Raw genomic sequence first — 16,812 nt, 5'->3', positions numbered from 1 at the left:
GGGCGCGTGGATGACGGAGACGACGAGGCACGGAACCTCGAGCGCGAGGTCGAAGACGACGCGCGTCAGGTAGAGCGGGAATTCGCGCACCCGTCGCTGAGCGCATCGCCCAGGATGCTCGTCACCATCGCCTGCGTCGTGCTTGCAGGCGTCGCGGGAACGCTCGTGACCCTGCAGGGACGCATCAACGGGCAGCTCGCGCTGGAACTCGACGACGGATACACCGCCGCACTCATCTCGTTCTTCGTCGGGCTGGTCGTCGTCGCGGTGATCACCGTTTCGTCGAGGGCGGCGAGGCGGGGCATCCGCAGGGTCCCTGCCGCGGTGCGCAGCGGTGAGCTCCCGTGGTGGACCCTGCTCGGCGGACTCGCCGGCGGCCTGTTCGTGCTCTCGCAGGGCCTCGCGGTGACGCTGATCGGCATCGCGCTGTTCACCGTGGCGGCCGTCGCAGGCCAGACGATCAGCAGCCTGGTGATCGACGCCCGTGGTGTCGGGAGGGTGCCGCCGAAACCGATCACCGCCACGCGCGTCGTCGGCACGATCATCGTGATCGGCTCGGTGGCACTGTCGGTGTCGCCCCAGGTGAACGCGCACGCGCCGTTCCTCGTGCTGCTGATGCCGCTGATCGCAGGATGCCTGACCGGATGGCAACAGGCGGTGAACGGCCAGGTCCGCACCACTCTCGGGTCTCCGGTGTCGGCCACCCTCGTGAACTTCATCGGCGGCACGCTGCTGCTCGGCATCGTCGCGCTGGTGCACCTTGCCGTCGCCGGGCCGCCTGCGCACCTGCCGACGAACCCGCTCCTCTACATCGGCGGGGTGCTGGGCGTGATCTTCATCATGGGGTCCGCCATCGTCGTACCCATCGTCGGAGTGCTTCTGCAGGGTCTCGCCGCGGTGTGCGGCCAGCTCGTCGCGGCGCTCGTCATCGAGGCGGCGTTCCCCGCGCCGGGCACCACCCTGCAGGTCATCACCGTGCTGGGCACCGCGCTCACCATCGTCGGCCTCGTGATCAGCGTCATCCGACGTCCTTCGCGGTCAGCCTGACGTCATCCGTCGATCTGCCATGCCGGCCCGACAGATCCCGGCCTGACAGGTCTCCCGACCTGACAGGTCCCGGCCTGACAGGTCTCCCGACCTGACAGGTCTCCCGGCCGGCAAGGTCCCCCGGCCTGACAGGCCTCCCGGTCGGCAAGGTCCCCCAGCCCGCAATTGCGCCATTTGCGCTCTATTGCGCCAGCCTAATTGGCGCTATTGCGCGCAAATGGCGCTGTAGAGGGGTCGGGCGGCCCCAGGTCGGCCAGGCCGGGCCCGGCCGGGGGGTCGGGCGGCCCCAGGTCGGCCAGGCCGGGCCCGGCCGGGGGCGGCCCGAGGTCGGCCGGTCGGCCGCGGTCAGCGACCGCGACGGGCCAGCAGGGCCGCGTGCAGGGCGCTGACGACCTCGCCGTCATCCAGCGAGACGCCGAGCAACTCCTCGATGAGCGCGATGCGCTGGTAGAAGACCGACCGCGAGAGGTGGCTCGCCGTCGCAGCACGCGTGCGGTTGCCCGGGTACGCGAGATACGCGGTGAGCACGTCGAGCAGATCGCCCCCGCGTCGCAGGTCGTACTCGATGAGCGGGGCGAGCATCCGTTCGCTGTGCGCCTGCAGCCGAGGGTCGCTCCCGAACGAGTTGAGCAGACGCAGCAGCGGCCGATCCTCGACCCGCACGATGAGCGGGCTGCGTCGCTTGTGGTCCTCCTGCGGAGTCAGCAGATCCGTTCCCTGCTCGATCGAGACGAGCAGGCCGGGGATGCCGTCGGCGTCCGCCCCCACCGCGACGGTGACGTCGGCGGGTGACGCCTCGGCGGCACGCGCCACCGCGTTCGCGAAGGCGAGGATGACGGCATCCGCCAACTGCGAGCCCGGCGCCATCGACGCGATGACCACGCTCGTCGAGGCATCGGCGAACGGATGAGCCGCCGTGATGGTCGGCACGCCGAGCTCTCGCGCGGACGAGGCCACGGCGGCCGCCGTACGTGCGCTGCCACGCACCCGCACGGAGACGCCGACGAGGGTGCGATCCGTCACGGGGAGACCCGCAGCTTCCAGGCGATCGGAGAGCGACCGCTCGCTGCTGAACCTCCTGCCGAGCAGCACGGAGACGATGCGCTCGTGCCCGCTCCTCGTCCACTCGTCGGCTCCGCGATCGGCGAGCCGACTCAGCGCGAGTGCCACGGCGGCCTGTTCGAGCACGTTGGTGCGCCCGGCGAGGTGCGGCCTGCCCGGCAGCGCCATGAGGTAGCCCCACCGGATTCCGCGCGCCTCCACCGGAACGATCGTCCAGTCGTCGTGTCCCATGAAGGCGCCCCGGGAGACGGCATCCGCCGCCCGTTCGTGCGCTTGACGCGAGCGCTGCTCCCAGTCGCGCAGCACCTGGGTGTCGTGCCCCATCGCCTCGACCGCGATCACCCGGTGGGTGAGATCTTCGAGCACGACGGGCGAGCCGAGCGTGCGACCGAGCTGCGACACGATGTAGTCGATCGGGCTCCCCCGCAAGCTCAGCTGGGTGAAGAGGGCGTGGATCTCGTCCCTCGCCCGCAGCGCAGCCATCTGGTCCGCGATGATGCGCGCGTGCACAGCCTCGGTGATGGCGACGAATCGAGCCTCGCGATGCAAAACGATGAAGGGCAGACCGAGGGTTCGCGCCTCGTCGGCGAACGCTGTGGGCGCTTCGGGGAACCGGTGGCCGAGCTCCAGCACGACCCCGGCGATCTTCGCGTCGAGGAGCCTGGAGGCGAAAGTGCGCAGCGCGACGGCATCCGTCGGCCACGCGACGCCCGTCGACAGGATGAGCTCGCCGCCCTTCACCAGGTGCACGACGTCGGCCGTCTCCGAGACGTGCACCCAGCGCACGGGCCGATCGAGGGCATCCTCGCCGGCGAGCACCTCGGGCACCGCGCTGACGACCTCTTCCAGCCGCAGCACGTCGCGGATGGTCGGCAGCACGGACTGTCTCGACACCGCCTGCCGCGTCGCCGTGCGATCGGCGTCGAGCCCGGGCGCGGGTTGCGCTTCTGGTGCGCCGTCGGCGTCGTCTGCATGGTCACCCATGGTGTCGACATCGTCACTCGGACGATCTGTGCGAGCCTCGGCGAAGCCGTGACGTTCTGGCACCGCTATCGTCTCCACTTCTCTGTGAACATGGGAGCAACAAGACTAACCCCCACTCCGTCGAATCGTCCGGATCGGGCATCCGACGCCGCTCATCTGCGCCGTCGCACCGCCGAGTCCAACACCGTCGAATCATTCCTGACGGAGACGGGATCACGACCGAAAGGACTCGACATGGCCCTGATCCGCCACGTCGTGAACGGCGCCGAATTCGGCGAGCCAGAGCGCACTTCCGACGTCTACAACCCCGCGACCGGTGCTGTGCAGCACCAGGTGGTCATGGCGTCCGAATCGGATGCTGCAGCCGCCATCGCGGCCGCGAAGGCGGCCCTTCCCGGATGGCGGGCGACGAGCCTTACCAAGCGCGCCGACGTGCTGTTCCGCGTTCGCCACCTGCTCACCGAACGCCGCGACGAGCTCGCGGCGATCATCACCAGTGAGCACGGCAAGGTGTTGTCAGATGCTGCCGGCGAGATCGGGCGAGGACTCGAGAACGTCGAGTACGCCTCTGGGCTCATCCAGCACCTCAAGGGCGACTACAGCGAGCAGATCTCGACCGGGGTCGACGTGCACAGCGTCAAGCAGCCGGTCGGCGTGGTCGGGTGCATCACGCCGTTCAACTTCCCGGTGATGGTCCCGCTGTGGATGGTGGCCAGCGCCATCGCGTGCGGCAACACGGTGGTGCTCAAGCCGAGCGAGAAGGATCCTTCGGCATCCGTGTTCCTGGCGAAGGTGTTCGCCGACGCCGGGCTGCCGGCAGGCGTGTTCAACGTGCTGCACGGCGACAAGCCGGCGGTGGATGCCCTGCTCGACTCCCCCGACGTGTCGGCGATCAGCTTCGTCGGCTCGACCCCGATCGCGAAGTCCATCTACGAGCGCGCCGCCGCGAACGGCAAGCGGGTCCAGGCGCTGGGCGGCGCGAAGAACCACATGGTCGTGCTCGAGGACGCCGACATCGACGCCGCAGCGGATGCTGCGGTCTCTGCCGCGTACGGCTCCGCCGGCGAGCGCTGCATGGCAGTCAGCGTTCTGGTCGCGGTGGGCGGCGCGGGCGACAAGCTCATCCCGGCCATCCAGAAGCGCATCGACGATCTGGTGATCGGCGACGGAACGGATGCCGCCAGCGGCATGGGCCCGCTCGTCACCGCCCAGCACCGCGAGAAGGTGCTCTCGTACGTGACGAGTGCCGCTTCAGAGGGTGCGACGGTCGTCGTCGACGGCTCGCAGAAGCTCTTCGAGAGCGACGGATTCTTCATCGGCGCGACGCTGCTCGACAACGTTCCACTCGAGTCCAGGGCGTACCGCGACGAGATCTTCGGACCAGTGCTCTCGGTCGTTCGCGTTGACACGCTCGACGACGCCATCGGCCTGATCAACGCGAACCCCTATGGGAACGGCGTGGCCATCTTCACCCGCGACGGCGGCGCAGCGCGGGAGTTCGAGTTCAACATCGAGGTCGGCATGGTCGGCGTGAACGTGCCGATCCCCGTTCCCGTCGGGTCGTTCTCGTTCGGTGGTTGGAAGAACTCGCTCTTCGGCGACTCGCACATCTACGGCCCGGAGTCGTTCCACTTCTACACGCGCTCCAAGGTCGTCACGAGCCGCTGGCCGGAGCCTGCCCAGTCGCGCGTCGAGCTCGCGTTCCCTGGAAACCACTAGGCATCGCGTCGTCCGTCGCACGACCAAGCGAAGCAACCGAAAGGTTCATGACATGACCATCACCGAGAACACCACCGGCACCCGCTCCGGGTACACGGACCGTACCGGCGCGTTCCACGCTTTCGGGGACTCCTCCGCCGAGGCGCAAGTGCGAGCGGATGACCGAGCACACGTCTTCCACTCGTGGAGCGCCCAGGCTCAGATCAACCCCACGCCGGTGGCCGCCGGCGAGGGCTCCACGTTCTGGGACTACGAGGGGAACGCCTACCTCGACTTCAGCTCGCAGCTCGTCAACCTGAATCTCGGGCACCAGCATCCGGATCTCGTGCGCGCCATCCAGGAGCAGGCGGGCCGGCTCGCGACCATCCAACCCTCTATGGCCAACGACGTGCGCGGCGAGCTCGCCCGACGCATCGCCGAGGTTGCGCCCGGCGACCTGAACCACGTGTTCTTCACGAACGGCGGAGCGGACGCCAACGAGAACGCCGTGCGCATGGCCCGCCGCTACACGGGCCGGCACAAGGTGCTGTCGATGTACCGCTCGTACCACGGCAACACCAACACCGCGATCGCCCTTACCGGCGACCCGCGCCGCTGGGCCAACCAGCCCGACGCGGATGGCTCTGTCGTGCACTTCTTCGGGCCGTATCCGTATCGGTCGGCGTTCCACGCGGCATCAGAGGTGGAGGAGGGACAGCGCGCTCTCGAGCACCTTGAGCAGGTGATCACGCTGGAGGGCGCTCAGACGATCGCGGCCATCCTCATCGAGACCGTGGTCGGCACGAACGGCGTGCTGGTGCCGCCGCCCGGATACCTTCAGGGCGTTCGCGACCTGTGCGACCGGTACGGCATCGTGTACATCGCCGATGAGGTGATGGTGGGCTTCGGCCGCATCGGCGAGTGGTTCGCGGTGGATGCCTACGACGTCGTCCCCGACCTGATCACGTTCGCGAAGGGTGTCAACTCCGGTTACGTGCCGCTCGGCGGCGTCGTCATCTCGGAGCCCATCGCCCACTTCTTCGACGACGTCTCGTTCCAGGGCGGACTGACCTACTCCGGGCATCCGCTGGCCTGTGCCGCCGGAGTGGCGACGTTCGAGGTGTTCGAACGGGACGGCATCCTGCAGCGCGTACGCGACCTCGGATCCCGGGTGATCGAGCCGACGATCACCGGATGGCTCGACACCCACCCCTCGCTCGGCGAGGTGCGCGGACGCGGACTGTTCTGGGCGCTCGAGCTGGTGCGTGACCGCGAGACGCACGAGCCGCTGGTGCCGTTCAACGCTGCCGGAGCGGATGCCGCTCCCATGGGTGAGATCGCCGCGGCATGCAAGGCAGCGGGGGTGTGGCCGTTCACGCACTTCAACCGCGTGCACATCGCCCCGCCGCTGGTCATCACGGAGGACGAGCTGCGCCGCGGACTGGATGTCATCGACACCGCCCTCGCGGTCGCCGACCGCTACGCCCGCTGACGCCTCCGCGGGACGACCCCGTAAGAGCGCCATTTGCGCTCCATTGCGCCAGCTGAACTGGCGCGGTCAAGCGCACATGGCGCTGTTGTCGGTTCGTCGGGCCAGTGTCGGCGGCACCGCATAGCGTTGAGGCATGGCGGGCATGCGCTACGAGTTCGAGTCCACGCTGTTCCCATGGGACGCACGACGACACGACGCGTGGGTGTTCGCGCGGCTGCCCGAAGATGTGTCCGCGGAGATCCACGATGCGCCGCATCCACCCGCCGGGTTCGGCTCGGTGAAGGTGGAGGCGACGCTCGGGTCCTCCCGCTGGAGCACGTCGGTGTTCCCGGAGCGCGACGGCTCGTTCGTGATCGCCATCAAGAAGGCCATCCGCAAGCGCGAGGGCGTCGATGTCGGCGACACCGTGCGCATGGCCGTGGAGACCATGCTGTGAGCCGCTGACGCCTCCCGACGGCGCTCAGTCGTTCGGGGTCACCAGGCAGAACGGATGCCCGGCCGGATCGAGGTAGACACGGAACGTCTCGTGGTCCGACCCCGCCTTCACGGCCCCGAGCGCGAGCACCTGTTGCTCAGCGACATCCATGTCGTCGACTCGCACATCGATGTGCATCTGCTGCGGCACGTCTTGCCCCGGCCACTGCGGCGGTGAGTAGTCGCCGTCGACCTTCTGGAACATCAGAAGCGGCCGGGCACCCGGCCCCGAGGCCAGTTCGACCCAGTCGGGCTCCTCTGACACGATCTGCATCGGAAGAAGCTGCTCGTAGAAACGGCCGAGTGCCACGGGATCGGGGCAGTCGACGATGACGGAATCCCAGGTACCAATCATGGGCGACACGCTACGCGCCACCACCGTCAGCCGTCGTTGCCCGTCCAGCCCTTGTGATGGAACCACCACCACATCGCGCCGGCCGCGACCACCATGGTGCCCATGCCGAGGGCGAAGAACGCCCACGGACCGACGAGCACGTGTCCGATCTCCCACGTGAAGTTCATGCCGAAGAAGCCGGTGAGAAAGCTCAAGGGCAGGAAGATCGAGGCGATGATCGCCAGCTGCTTCGACGTCTCCCCCTGGCGGTTCGCGATGATGGCGAGGTAGAGGTCGGTGCATCCAGCGACCATCTCGTGGTACGAGTCCAACTCGTCGGTGATGCGGATCAGATGATCGTAGACGTCGCGGAAGTAGTCGTGACTGTCGGGTTCGAGCCCCGCGAGGTCGGCGATGACCTCGATCTCGCGGGCGAACACGTCCCGCATGGGCACGACGGCCTTGCGCAGGATCAGCAGCAGCCGCTTCAAACGGAAGGTCTCCGCGAGCTGGCGGCGCCCGGCGTGCGAGATGATGGCATCCTCTAGCGCGTTGATCTCCTCGTCGAGGTCGGCGAGCATCGGGAAGAAGCTGTCCACGATGGCGTCGATGACCTTGTAGAGGTAATACCTTTCGCTCTTCGACGTCGAGGATGCCGACCGTTCGAACAGCGTCTTGAGATCCTGCAGCCCCCGGTAGGGCCGCCGATGAAGCGTGACGATGAAGTCGCCGCTCAGGTGGCAGTGGATCTCTTCTAGGGGATGCTCGTTCTCGTCCTCCGGCATCGACTCGACGCCGCCCTGCAGCACAAGGAGTGCTGTCTCGCCGTACGTGTCGAGCTTCGGCCGCTGCCCGAACCTGACGCTGTCATCCACTGCGAGAGGGTGCAGCTCGAGCAGGGCTCCGAGCTTCTCGATCTGCTCCTTGCTCGGCGCGGTGAGGTCGAGCCAGAAGAAGTCCTGGCTCGCACGCAGCTTGGCGATCAACTCGTCGTCGATGGAGTCGAGGATGCGCATGGGCGAGCTCCGAGCGTGGGATCGTGTCGAAGATGGGGGTGTGACGAGACCCCCGAAAGAGAGGGTACGGACAGCGTAATCGCCGCCGCCGAGCGACAACGGACATCCGTGAACGAGCCGCCATCGCAACGTTGTCGACGGGATGCGGGCGCACGTGGTCAACTTGTCCGGTGTCGAACAACGCACCCAGCCCCTCCACCGGCTCCTTCGCATTAGCACCCGACCCCAACGGCACCACGGTGAGCAGACGCGCCTGGTGGGCGCTCATCGTTCTGCTGGCCGGCATGTTCATGGCGCTGCTCGACACGAGCATCGTCAACGTCGCACTGCAGACCATCCGCACGAGCCTCGACGCGAACGAGGCGACGCTGTCGTGGGTGATCTCGGGCTATGCGCTGGCGTTCGGCGTGCTGCTCATCCCCGCAGGTCGCGTCGGCGACCGCTTCGGCCACAAGTGGACGTTCGTCGTCGGCATCGCGATCTTCACCCTCGCCAGCGTGTGGTGCGGTCTCGCGCAGTCGAGCACCGAGCTCGTCGTCGCACGCGTCGTGCAGGGCCTCGGTGGCGGCATCTTCGTGCCGGCAGTGGCATCCATGATCCAGCTGATGTTCCCGCCAAGGATCCGCGGCCGCGCGTTCGGCGTGATGGGCGCCGTGATCGGCATCTCGACGGCCCTCGGCCCGCTCGTCGGCGGTCTGCTCATCCAGGCGTTCGGCGAGGCGGAGGGATGGCGGTCCATCTTCTTCGTGAACGCACCGATCGGCGTCATCACGGTGGTCGCGGCCCTGCTGCTCGTTCCGGGTGGTGCAGAGGGCAAGAAGCTGTCGACGGATGCCCTGGGACTGCTCCTCGCGATCGCCGGCCTCGTCGCACTTCTGGTGCCGCTGATCGAGGGCGAGGATCAGGGATGGCCGGCCTGGACGTTCATCAGCCTCATCGCCGGCCTCGTGCTGCTCGTGCTGTTCGCGTTCTGGGAGAGACACGTCGCCAGGACGAAGACGGAACCGCTGGTGCCGCCGCACCTCTTCGCCCACCCGCAATTCACCGGCGGAGTGCTGCTCGCGTTCATCTACTTCGCGGCGTTCACCAGCATCTTCTTCACCATCTCTTTGCTCTGGCAGGCGGGCCTGCAGCACACAGCACTGGAGTCGGGCCTCGTGTCGCTTCCGTTCTCGATCGGCAGCATCGTCGGCGCCGCGCTGAGCGACCGGTTCGCGCAACGCATGGGCCGTGCGGTGCTGAGCCTCGGCACCGGACTGGTCTCGCTCGGGTTGATCGCGTTGTGGCTCATCCTGTGGCTCGTACCCACCACCGACCTCGTCAGCTGGGATCTGCTCCCGCCGCTCCTCGTCGCCGGCTTCGGCAGCGGTCTCTTCATCGCGCCGAACGCCCGCTTCATCGTCGCCACCGTCGACACCTCGGAGGCCGGGGCGGCGAGCGGGGTCATCCAGACGATGCAGCGCGTCGGCTCGGCCATCGGCATCGCGGTGATCGGCAGCGTGCTGTTCTCGCAGATCCCCTCGTCGTTCGCCCCCAGCAAGGCCGAGGCCGCCAAGATCGCGCAAGAGCACGGAGCAGGTGGAGCGGATGCCATCAAGCAGGCCATCCAGCAGTTCGTCGATCACGGCCTGGCGACCGCGTTCGGCGACGGCGCGGCCCTGGCGATGATGGTGAGCGCGATCTTCGCGGTCGCTGCGTTCCTGCTGGTGTTCGCCCTCCCGAAACGGGTCTCCCTGCACTAGCTTGTGCGCCGGTCCCCGCCCGGCGCACCGCGGTCGGCGGGGCGCATGGTTGCAGTCGATGCGCCGTCACGCCGCCGCATCGGCGAGCGTGGTGCGTCGCGTGGATGGTCGCGTTTCCCTTATCGCAGGTTGAGGAGCACGGGGAGCGCATAGCTCCGATGTCTCGGGGGTTGGGTTCCGCGAGACGGCGTCATGCGGCAGGATGGGTGCTGAGACATCAGACCTTTCGGTGTAACCCGATCGCATCACCCCTGCGGAGGCATCCATCATGACGTCGTCGACCGAGCCCTCTGCGTGGTTCACCCACGACCGCTTCGGCATGTTCATCCACTGGGGCGTCTACGCGCTCGGCGGCCGCCACGAGTGGCTGATGAACCGTGAGCGGATGACTGTCGACCAGTACGAGCGCTACGCACGGCACTTCGACCCCGACCTCTTCGACGCGCGCGAATGGGCCGCATCGGCCAAGGCCGCCGGCATGAAGTACGTGGTGCTCACCACAAAGCATCACGACGGGTTCTGCCTGTGGGACTCCGACCTCACCGACTACACATCGACCCACTCGCCGTTCGGGCGCGACATCGTCGCCGAGTTCGTCGAGGCGGTTCGGGATGCCGGGCTCAAGGTCGGCTTCTACCACTCGCTCCTCGACTGGCACCACCCCGACTTCACGGTCGACGGATTCCACCCGCAGCGCGACGAGCCCAATGCGGCCGACCTCAACGAGGGACGTGACCTGGCCCGCTACCGCGAGTACCTCCACGGCCAGGTGCGCGAGCTGCTCACCAGGTACGGACGCGTCGACTACCTCTTCTTCGACTTCTCCTACGCCGTGAACCACGAGCCCGTCGTGTGGGGTGCGAAGGGTGCGGAGGAGTGGGGCTCCGAGGAGCTGCTCGCGATGGTGCGGGAGCTGCAGCCCGGCATCATCGTGAACGATCGGCTGGGCATCCCCGGCGACCTCGTCACGCCCGAGCAGTACCAGCCCGATCGCGCGCTCGAGGTCGATGGCAAGCCTGTGCTGTGGGAGGCGTGCCAGACGCTGAACGGAAGCTGGGGCTACGATCGCGACAACACGGACTACAAAGATGTCGGCATGCTCGTTCGCATGCTGGTCGACGGCGTCTCCAAGGGCGGCAACCTGCTGCTCAACGTCGGCCCGAACGGCCGCGGCGCGTTCGACGACAACGCACGTGACTCGCTCGACGGAATCGGCGAGTGGATGCGCCTGCACTCGCGCTCCATCTACGGTGCGGGCGCGAGCTCGTTCACGCCGCCGACCGACGTTCGGTACACGCAGCGCGGCGACCGGCTCTACGTGCACCTCTTCGCGTGGCCGTTCGAGACGCTGCACCTGCCCGGCCTCGCCGAGCACGTCGAGTATGCGCAGCTGCTGAACGACGCATCCGAGCTGGGCATGCGGGTCATCGACCCGAACGCCACTGCGCAGAATATGTCCCAGGGCGGGCAGCCGGCAGGCACGCTGACCCTCACCCTCCCGGTGCGTCGCCCCGACGTCGCTGTGCCGGTCATCGAGCTCTTCTTGCGGTAGCCGATCGCTGGTCGACGTGCCGTGACACGCGTCACCGTGGGTTGAGGAGCACGCCGCAGGCGCGCGTCTCGAAACCCGCCCCGCAGACATCGGGGTTTCGAGACGCGCGCGGCTTACGCCGCGTGCTCCTCAACCCGCGGGAAGGCCTTCCGGCGAGAAGGGCGTCAGCGCTGGGCCAGGGTCGCGACGGGTGACGTGAGGGTGGGCATCCGCCGGGCCCGGTAGCCGACGAGGAACAGCACCAGCGCGATCACGCTGACGACGGCTCCCACGACGGGAACCAGCCACGGGCCGGCGACGCCGAGCGCGAGGTTTCCCAGCGGAGGTGCGATGGCGATGCCGAGGTACATCGCCGTGGAGTACCACGCCATGGTCTGCTGAGCGTGCTTGGGCTCGATGCTCACGAGCCGATGCTGCACCGGAATCGCCATGCTCGATGCGACGGCTCCCCACACCGCGAACAACGCGATGGATGCCCCGAACGACCAGTCAAGAGCGGCGAGTGCCGCGAGCGCTGCGGCCTGCGTGAGAAGCGCGACCGTCGCACTGGCACGGCTGCCGTACCGGTCGGTGAGACGGCCTGCGAAGAGGTTGCCGACCACGCCCGCGACGCCGTAGACGAGCAGCAGCACCGCAAGGAGCTCACCGGATCCGCCCGTGGAGGGACGCGCGACCTGCGCCGAAAAGATGTACACGACGTTGAAGCTCGCCGTCATGAAGAGTGCCGCAGCGAGTGCCGTCAGAACGCGGCCATCCGCGAGAGGCTGGAGCCTGCGACGCAGTGCGACGGGCGCGGGGCGCGCTACACCGCGGAACATGAGCGGGATGACCACGGTGACCACCGCTCCGAGCACGGCGAGCGCCCACATCGGGGCGCGCCATCCGAATGCGCTGCCCAGTGCGGTGCCGAGCGGCGACCCGACGGCGACCGAGAGCGTGAAGCCGGCGCCGACCACGGCGAGCGCACGACCTCGGTGCTCTGGCGCGCCGAGCGTGGCCGCCACTGCGCTCGCGGTCGGCACGAGGGCCGCGCCCCCGAGCGCGGCGATGATGCGGGCGACGACGAATCCGGTCAGCGAGGTGCTAAGCGCGGCGACCATGACACCGATCGTGAAGAGCAGAGCCCCTGCCGACATGAGCACGGATCGCGGCACCCGCGGCAGCAGGATCGTGACCAGCGGAGACGCGACGGCGACGAGCAACGCGTAGACGGTGATGGTGTAGCTCACGGATGCCTGGCTCGTGCCGAGATCCTGCGCGATGTGCGGCAGCAGTCCGGCGATGACGAACGCGTTGGTGCCGACGACGAACATTCCGAGTGAGAGGAGAACGAGCCGAAGTGTCGACCCGCGGTATGATTGTTCGATGACGGTCATACCGTCAAAGATAGCTCAATAGTTCGACGTTTGTCGAACTATTTTTCGACCGTCCGGAGAGTGTCGTGGCCCAACGCGAATCAGAGGCGCCCACCGAGAGCGCCGGTGGCTACGAGCACTACCCCGTTCCCGACCTCGCCGACGTGGAGCTGGTCGAGGTGCTGCGTGCGCTCGCCGATCCGATCCGGCTCGACATCGTGCGCAGGCTCGCTGACGGCGAACCTCGGCTCAAGTCGGAGGTCGCCGCCCTGGCGGGGGTGCAGAAGTCGACGATGTCGCATCACTTCAAGACGCTGCGTGAGTCGGGCCTCACCAAGTGGACGGTGAGCGGCCGCACCCACCTGATCGTGCTCCGCAGGGCAGAGCTCGACGCCCGCTTCCCCGGGCTGATCGACTCGCTTCTCGAAGGGTGAGCGGCGCGCCGCTCGAGGGCTGGCCGGCAGAGCCTCAGGCCACGACGGCGGACTGCTCCTCGTACAGGCGGGCGTAGACGCCGCCGGCTTCGAGCAGCTGGCCGTGCGTTCCCCGCTCGACGACGCGCCCGTGGTCGACCACGAAGATGACATCCGCTCCGACGATCGTGGACAGTCGGTGTGCGATCGCGATCGTGGTGCGACCCGTTGCAGCCGAGTCGAGCGCCTGCTGCACGACCCGTTCCGAGATGGTGTCGAGCGCGCTGGTCGCCTCGTCGAGGATGAGCACCTCTGGATCCTTCAGCAGCACCCGTGCGATCGCGATGCGCTGCTTCTCGCCGCCGGAGAGCCGGTAGCCGCGCTCACCGACGATCGTGTCGTAGCCGTCGGGGAACCCGACGATCGTGTCGTGGATGTTCGCCGCACGCGCCGCCGCCTCGAGCTGCTGCTGCGTGGCATCCGGCGCCGCGTACCTGAGGTTCTCCGCAATGGTCGCGTGAAAGAGATAGGTCTCCTGACTCACGATGCCGATGTGGTCGACGAGGGACTCGTGCTTGAGGTCGCGCACGTCGGTTCCCGCGAACAGCACGGCGCCATCGCTCGCCTCGTAGAAGCGCGGCACCAGGTACGACACTGTCGTCTTGCCAGCGCCGCTCGGTCCGACGAAGGCGGCGAACTGTCCGGGGTGGATCGTGAAGTCCACGTCGTCCAGGGTCGCGCGCTCGCCGGGGCGGGAATCCGGGTAACGGAAGGTGACCCCGCGGAACTCGATCTCCCCGACGGGGGCGCCAGGTGCGACATCCATCGCGTCGGGCCGGTCTCCGATCGCCGGCTTCAGATCGAGGTACTCGAAGATGCGGGCGAACAGAGCGCTCGAGGTCTGCAGATTGAGGGCGGTCTGCATGATGCCGATCAGCGGGAACAGCAGCCGCGCCTGCACCGTGGTGAACGCGACGATGGTTCCCGCGGTGATGTCGGTCGCGCCGCGACCGAGCAGCAGTCCGGCGACGAGGTACACGATCGCGGGAATGGATGACAGGAAGATCTGCACCATCGCGAAGAACCACTGGCCGCTCATCGTCTCCTTCACCTGGAGCGCGACCTGCGTCTGGTTCTCGTCCTCGTACCGTGCGGTCTCTGCACGCTGCCGGTTGAAACTCTTGGAGAGCAGGATGCCCGAGACGCTCAACGTCTCCTGCGTGATGGCCGTCATGTCGGACAGCGACTCCTGGGTGGCCGTCGCGATGCGCGCACGCACCTGACCGACCCTGCGCTGCGCGATGACGAGGAACGGCATCAGCACGACGGCGATCAGCGTGAGCTGCCAGTTCAGGAGGATCATCGCGACGAACGCCGCGATCACCGTCACGATGTTGCCGAGCACGCTCGAGATGGTGTTCGTCAGTACGTTGGAGACTCCGCCGACGTCGTTCTGCAGACGCGACTGGATGACGCCGGTCTTCGTGCGGGTGAAGAAGCTGAGCTCCATCGACTGCAGGTGTCGGAACAGCCGCACTCGCAGCGACCCCATCACCTTGTTGCCCACCGTCGCGGTGAGGTACGTCTGCCAGACCCCGATACCGCCGGAGACCAGATAGATGAGGATCATCGCCGCCACGAGGATCACCGTGGCCTGATAGTTCGGATGCCCCGACTTGGGGAACAGCCCCACGTCGAACACCCGCGCGGTCAGCAACGGGGGAATCACCGACAGGGCAGCCGAGACGAGCACCAGCACGACCGTCACCGACAGCGCCACCTTGTGGGGCGCGAAGAGCTCCGCCACCCTGCGCAAGAGATGCGGGATCTTCGGCGCCCGCGCGTTCGCCGCCTTCTGCGCCGCGATGTCCCTGCCGCCGACACGGCCGCGAGCCATGGGTCCCATTCCGCTCATGAGGCCTCCTTCTGATCCAGTGCGCCGCTCCACAGTGTGCCCCGTGCCGCCCATGCTCGCCCTAGATCACGGGGCACGTTCGACCACAGCGCAACACGACCAGTCAACGATATATCGCTTGAATTCATTCCCGCGCTATCGCTGGTTGAGGAGCTCCGCGGAGCGGCGCGTCTCGAAACCCGCCCGCCACCGCAGGACCATTCGGGTTTCGAGACGCGCGCTTCGCGTGCTCCTCAACCCACGGGAGGAGGGACGAATCGGACGACGTTACCGAGTGTTGCGGCGGCGCAGACGGCATCCACCGGGCATCCGACAGAATCGACGGACACACCGCCGAAGCCGTCGGCCGATTCGTCGCGCGACGACGTCGGCCCGATGGCACGGTCTGTGGCCCGAATGAGGTCGGCATCCGGAAGGGATTCAGCCATGACAGACATCGCCGTCGAACACGACTCCGTCGCGACGAGCGTCGCGGACACCGACCCTCACTGGGAGCGCAGCCCGTGGAGCGGCACGGCGAGCCCGGAGGAACTGAACCACTGGAGTGCGGTGGCGGACGGCGTGGCGTCCGACCTGGCCGACGGAGCGCGGGAACGAGACCGCAGCGGAGCACTTCCGCGCGAGGCAGTCGAGGTGCTGAAGACCTCCGCTCTCGTCGACTTGATCGTGCCCTCCGAGGCCGGTGGCGTCGGTGGGCACTGGGAGACGGCGTTCCGCGCGGTGCGGGCGATCGCCCGAGTGGATGCGTCGCTCGGCCAGATCCTCGGCTACCACTACCTGAACCAGGCGTGCATCACGTATTACGGCGGCGACCGCGAGCGACAGCTCGACTGGTACCGCGCCAGCGTACGAGGGGGCGAGACACCGGGCGGATGGCTGTGGAGCGACTCCTTCAACCCGGTGAGCCCCGACCTCTCTCTGGTCGCCGACGGCGACGGATACGTGCTGAACGGCCTCAAGCGCTTCGCCACCGGTGCAGCCGTCGCCGACGTCGTGATCGCGGGAGCGGTGGCCGAGGGCGGCGATCTCGACGGACAGCTCGCGGTGTTCGCACTGCCGACGAACAGGGACGGCATCCACTTCCTCGACGACTGGGACAACATCGGTTACCGGGCATCCGCGAGCGGCTCGGTTCGATACACGGATGTGCGGGTCGAGGCATCCGACGTGATCGGAGTGGACGCCGGCGAGCCCTTCTCCTCCGTCGTCACGCCCGGGGTGCAACTGCTCTTCGGCAACATCTACCTCGCGGTCGCGGAAGGCGCGCTCGCCGAGGCGAAGGAGCTCACGCTCGCCCGCCCGAACTCGTGGTTCCTCTCCGGCGTCGACAGGTACGCCGACGATCCGATCACCCACCGCACGTTCGGGGAGCTCGTGTCGCGCACGGCCGCCGTGCGCGCCCTCGCCGACGCGCTGAACCGCCGCTTCGACGAGGCGATCGTCCTCGGCGGCGCCACCACGGCCGAGGACCGCGCCGAGCTCGAGGTCGCCATCGCCCAGCTCAAGGTGGTCGCGACCGAAGTGTCGTTGGATGTCACCAGCCGCGTCTTCGAGCTGACGGGAGCGAGCTCCACGAAGACCAGCATCGGGCTCGACCGCTTCTGGCGTGACGTGCGAACCCACAGCCTGCACGACCCGGTCGAGTACAAGAAGATCGAGGTCGGCGCCAACTACCTCACCGGGGCCGTCCAGCCCGTGTCGCTCTACACCTGAGCCTGCCGCTGGCCG

Annotated in this window: 14 protein-coding genes; 8 read left to right on the top strand and 6 right to left on the bottom strand. The window is 67.8% G+C overall.

Translation table 11 applies throughout. The annotated features are described in order from the left end of the window. Positions 1–6: 6 nt before the first annotated feature. Positions 7–1,047 (top strand): DMT family transporter, encoded by a 1,041-nt coding sequence (locus tag ACYVDN_RS15515; RefSeq protein ID WP_460573086.1) that lies wholly within the window; start codon positions 7–9, stop codon positions 1,045–1,047. Positions 1,048–1,392: 345 nt separating this feature from the next. Here the strand turns inward: ACYVDN_RS15515 and ACYVDN_RS15510 are convergent, their stop codons facing one another. After that, complete coding sequence (locus tag ACYVDN_RS15510; protein ID WP_460573085.1) at positions 1,393–3,156, bottom strand: PucR family transcriptional regulator; 1,764 nt, start codon at positions 3,154–3,156, stop codon at positions 1,393–1,395. Positions 3,157–3,327: 171 nt separating this feature from the next. Between ACYVDN_RS15510 and ACYVDN_RS15505 the strand changes: the two genes are divergently transcribed. The 3 genes from ACYVDN_RS15505 (at position 3,328) to ACYVDN_RS15495 (ending at position 6,719) form a co-directional block, all read left to right on the top strand. After that, the gene (locus tag ACYVDN_RS15505; RefSeq protein ID WP_460573084.1) at positions 3,328–4,812 is read left to right on the top strand and encodes a CoA-acylating methylmalonate-semialdehyde dehydrogenase; all 1,485 of its coding nucleotides are present in this window, start codon (positions 3,328–3,330) and stop codon (positions 4,810–4,812) included. 52 nt (positions 4,813–4,864) lie between these two features. Further along, a complete protein-coding gene (locus tag ACYVDN_RS15500; protein WP_460573083.1) occupies positions 4,865–6,283 on the top strand; it encodes an aspartate aminotransferase family protein in 1,419 nt (472 codons plus the stop codon). Between the two features lie 133 nt (positions 6,284–6,416). Continuing rightward, positions 6,417–6,719, top strand: a complete 303-nt coding sequence (locus ACYVDN_RS15495) for a DUF1905 domain-containing protein (RefSeq protein WP_460573082.1) — start codon at positions 6,417–6,419, stop codon at positions 6,717–6,719. 24 nt (positions 6,720–6,743) lie between these two features. Here ACYVDN_RS15495 and ACYVDN_RS15490 read toward each other — a convergent pair whose 3' ends face one another. Next, positions 6,744–7,112, bottom strand: a complete 369-nt coding sequence (locus tag ACYVDN_RS15490) for a VOC family protein (RefSeq protein WP_460573081.1) — start codon at positions 7,110–7,112, stop codon at positions 6,744–6,746. A 26-nt stretch (positions 7,113–7,138) separates the two neighbouring features. Further along, positions 7,139–8,107: a magnesium transporter CorA family protein gene (locus ACYVDN_RS15485; protein ID WP_460573080.1), complete on the bottom strand. Its 969-nt coding sequence runs from the start codon at positions 8,105–8,107 to the stop codon at positions 7,139–7,141. Between the two features lie 170 nt (positions 8,108–8,277). Between ACYVDN_RS15485 and ACYVDN_RS15480 the strand changes: the two genes are divergently transcribed. Then, positions 8,278–9,849: an MFS transporter gene (locus tag ACYVDN_RS15480; RefSeq protein WP_460573079.1), complete on the top strand. Its 1,572-nt coding sequence runs from the start codon at positions 8,278–8,280 to the stop codon at positions 9,847–9,849. A 268-nt stretch (positions 9,850–10,117) separates the two neighbouring features. After that, a complete protein-coding gene (locus ACYVDN_RS15475) occupies positions 10,118–11,401 on the top strand; it encodes an alpha-L-fucosidase (RefSeq protein ID WP_460573078.1) in 1,284 nt (427 codons plus the stop codon). Between the two features lie 164 nt (positions 11,402–11,565). Here ACYVDN_RS15475 and ACYVDN_RS15470 read toward each other — a convergent pair whose 3' ends face one another. Next, positions 11,566–12,777, bottom strand: a complete 1,212-nt coding sequence (locus tag ACYVDN_RS15470; RefSeq protein WP_460573077.1) for an MFS transporter — start codon at positions 12,775–12,777, stop codon at positions 11,566–11,568. A 65-nt stretch (positions 12,778–12,842) separates the two neighbouring features. On the opposite strand from ACYVDN_RS15470, the gene ACYVDN_RS15465 reads away from it, so the two are divergent. Further along, positions 12,843–13,190: an ArsR/SmtB family transcription factor gene (locus ACYVDN_RS15465; protein WP_460573076.1), complete on the top strand. Its 348-nt coding sequence runs from the start codon at positions 12,843–12,845 to the stop codon at positions 13,188–13,190. Between the two features lie 34 nt (positions 13,191–13,224). Here ACYVDN_RS15465 and ACYVDN_RS15460 read toward each other — a convergent pair whose 3' ends face one another. Continuing rightward, positions 13,225–15,084: an ABC transporter ATP-binding protein gene (locus tag ACYVDN_RS15460; protein WP_460573075.1), complete on the bottom strand. Its 1,860-nt coding sequence runs from the start codon at positions 15,082–15,084 to the stop codon at positions 13,225–13,227. A 233-nt stretch (positions 15,085–15,317) separates the two neighbouring features. Further along, positions 15,318–15,512, bottom strand: coding sequence for a hypothetical protein (locus ACYVDN_RS15455; RefSeq protein ID WP_460573074.1), 195 nt, complete (start codon positions 15,510–15,512; stop codon positions 15,318–15,320). Between ACYVDN_RS15455 and ACYVDN_RS15450 the strand changes: the two genes are divergently transcribed. Beyond that, positions 15,511–16,797 (top strand): acyl-CoA dehydrogenase family protein, encoded by a 1,287-nt coding sequence (locus tag ACYVDN_RS15450; protein WP_460573073.1) that lies wholly within the window; start codon positions 15,511–15,513, stop codon positions 16,795–16,797. The genes ACYVDN_RS15455 and ACYVDN_RS15450 overlap by 2 nt on opposite strands. The last annotated feature ends 15 nt before the right edge of the window (positions 16,798–16,812 follow it).

The sequence above is a fragment of the Humibacter soli genome (assembly GCF_054779035.1).
The sequence above is the reverse complement of the archived record's forward strand: the minus strand, read 5'-3'. Positions and strand labels throughout refer to the sequence as shown.

Excerpts from the sequence above, each read along its gene's own strand:
- ACYVDN_RS15490 (WP_460573081.1), bottom strand. The coding sequence starts at position 7,112 with ATGATTGGTACCTGGGATTCCGTCATCGTCGACTGCCCCGATCCCGTG.
- ACYVDN_RS15475 (WP_460573078.1), top strand. The coding sequence starts at position 10,118 with ATGACGTCGTCGACCGAGCCCTCTGCGTGGTTCACCCACGACCGCTTC.
- ACYVDN_RS15460 (WP_460573075.1), bottom strand. The coding sequence starts at position 15,084 with ATGAGCGGAATGGGACCCATGGCTCGCGGCCGTGTCGGCGGCAGGGAC.
- ACYVDN_RS15470 (WP_460573077.1), bottom strand. The coding sequence starts at position 12,777 with ATGACCGTCATCGAACAATCATACCGCGGGTCGACACTTCGGCTCGTT.
- ACYVDN_RS15455 (WP_460573074.1), bottom strand. The coding sequence starts at position 15,512 with ATGGCTGAATCCCTTCCGGATGCCGACCTCATTCGGGCCACAGACCGT.
- ACYVDN_RS15485 (WP_460573080.1), bottom strand. The coding sequence starts at position 8,107 with ATGCGCATCCTCGACTCCATCGACGACGAGTTGATCGCCAAGCTGCGT.
- ACYVDN_RS15450 (WP_460573073.1), top strand. The coding sequence starts at position 15,511 with ATGACAGACATCGCCGTCGAACACGACTCCGTCGCGACGAGCGTCGCG.
- ACYVDN_RS15495 (WP_460573082.1), top strand. The coding sequence starts at position 6,417 with ATGGCGGGCATGCGCTACGAGTTCGAGTCCACGCTGTTCCCATGGGAC.
- ACYVDN_RS15505 (WP_460573084.1), top strand. The coding sequence starts at position 3,328 with ATGGCCCTGATCCGCCACGTCGTGAACGGCGCCGAATTCGGCGAGCCA.
- ACYVDN_RS15500 (WP_460573083.1), top strand. The coding sequence starts at position 4,865 with ATGACCATCACCGAGAACACCACCGGCACCCGCTCCGGGTACACGGAC.